This is a genomic window from Bradyrhizobium sp. (assembly GCF_030654605.1).
GTDB lineage: Bacteria > Pseudomonadota > Alphaproteobacteria > Rhizobiales > Xanthobacteraceae > Bradyrhizobium.
Map to the genome: position 1 here is coordinate 1 of NZ_JAURXB010000221.1, position 1,712 is coordinate 1,712.

Sequence of the window (1,712 nt, forward strand, 5' to 3'; positions counted from 1 at the left end):
CTGCCGGCCGACAGCCCGTTCTGGACCCATCCGAAGGTGGTGCTGACGCCGCACAACGCCGCCGACACCGATCCCGACGAAATTTCAAAATACGTCGCGCGCCAGATCGCACGGTTCGAAGCGGGCAGCGCGCTGGAGAACGTGGTGGATCGCAAGCGGGGGTATTAGGGGCGCGATCACCACTCCATCGTCGTCCCTGCGAACGCGGGGACCCATAGCCACCGGCGTCTGAGTTTGTGAGAGATGCCGCAACAGCCAGCTTCAAACGAGAGTGCACAGCGTATGGGTCCCTGCGTTCGCACGGGCGACGTTGATGGAGTGGAATGCGCCCTCACCCCTTCGCCGGCAGCGAAGCTGCAAAACTCCGCGTCGGGAACCTTTGCCAGCGGGAACCGTTCTTTCCTCTGAATTCCAGCAGCGATTTTCGCTCGGAGGAGACACAAATGATTGATCGCGCCGCGATAGCCATTCTGGCCGTGTTCATGGCCGCCGGGCCCGCGTTTGCCCAAACGACGCCGCCGTCGGGCGACGCGAAGAAGGGCGAAACCAATTGCGCAACGACGGGATCCGCGACCTCGGGGCACGGCGAGGATAAAACCAATACCTCCATGGCCATCGGAAACAGCGCGATCGTGCCCGAAGCCGGCGGAACGAATTCGGCCGCCCCCACCGTGCAAAGCGACGGCAAGCCGATGGCAGTCCGCAAGGATTGTCCGCCGGATGGCAAGGCGAAGTCGTAGGCGGCGCTTCTCCGCCTACTCGATCACGATGCGCGGCGCCGGCCGGCTCGCCGCGCCCGTAGAGACCGCCGTCCAGATTTCGCGGGCGATCTCGACATAATGTCTGGCATGAACGCCGTCCGGCTCGGTCGCGACAATGGGGCGGCCGTCGTCCGAGGTCTGGCGGATCTGCATGTCGAGCGGGATCTCGCCGAGAAACGGAATGCCGCGCCGTTCCGCCTCCTGTCGCGCGCCGCCATGGCCGAAGATCGGGGTGACGTGGCTGCAGGTCGGGCAACAGAAGCTCGACATGTTCTCGATCAATCCCAACAGCGGAATGTTCACCTTCTCGAACATCGCGATGCCGCGCCGCGCGTCGATCAGCGCGATGTCCTGCGGGGTCGAAACGATCACCGCGCCCGCCAGCGGGGTCTGCTGCGCCATGGTGAGTTGCGCATCGCCGGTGCCGGGCGGAAGGTCCACCACCAGAATATCGAGATCGCCCCACGCCACCTCGCGCAGCATCTGCGTGATCGCCGAGATCACCATCGGGCCGCGCCAGATCATGGCGAGGTCTTCCTCGACCAGGAAACCGATCGACATCACCTTGACGCCGAAACGCTCCATCGGCTCCAGCATGCGCGGGCCGACCTGCCTGGGCTTGCCGCGCAGGCCAAACAGCTTTGGCTGCGACGGCCCGTAGATATCGGCGTCGAGAATGCCGGCCTTCAAGCCCATCGCCGCAAAACCGAGCGCGAGGTTGCAGGACGTGGTGGACTTGCCGACGCCGCCCTTGCCGGAAGCGACCGCGATGACGTGCTTGACGCCGGGAATGCCTGACGCTTTCGAGGTCGCGCGGGCTTGCATGGTGGGCTGAGCGGCTGACAAATCTGTTCCTTACGCTTCGTTCTCTTGTTCTCGTCATGGCCGGGCTTGTCCCGGCCATCCACGTCTTCTTCCTGCTGTGCCGCAAAGACGTGGATGCCCGGCACA

At 64.5% G+C, this 1,712-nt stretch carries 2 protein-coding genes and 1 pseudogene; 2 read left to right on the forward strand and 1 reads right to left on the reverse strand.

All coding sequences use genetic code 11. The features are described 5' to 3' along the window. Both Q7U29_RS19895 and Q7U29_RS19900 read left to right on the forward strand, forming a co-directional pair. A pseudogene (locus Q7U29_RS19895) lies at positions 1-168 on the forward strand (glyoxylate/hydroxypyruvate reductase A); the annotation flags it as partial. A gap of 155 nt (positions 169-323) precedes the next feature. Then, the gene (locus Q7U29_RS19900; protein ID WP_304744159.1) at positions 324-740 is read left to right on the forward strand and encodes a hypothetical protein; all 417 of its coding nucleotides are present in this window, start codon (positions 324-326) and stop codon (positions 738-740) included. A gap of 15 nt (positions 741-755) precedes the next feature. Here the strand turns inward: Q7U29_RS19900 and Q7U29_RS19905 are convergent, their stop codons facing one another. Then, complete coding sequence (locus Q7U29_RS19905) at positions 756-1,607, reverse strand: Mrp/NBP35 family ATP-binding protein (protein ID WP_304744161.1); 852 nt, start codon at positions 1,605-1,607, stop codon at positions 756-758. Positions 1,608-1,712 lie beyond the last annotated feature (105 nt).

Excerpts from the sequence above, each read along its gene's own strand:
- Q7U29_RS19900 (WP_304744159.1), top strand. The coding sequence starts at position 324 with ATGCGCCCTCACCCCTTCGCCGGCAGCGAAGCTGCAAAACTCCGCGTC.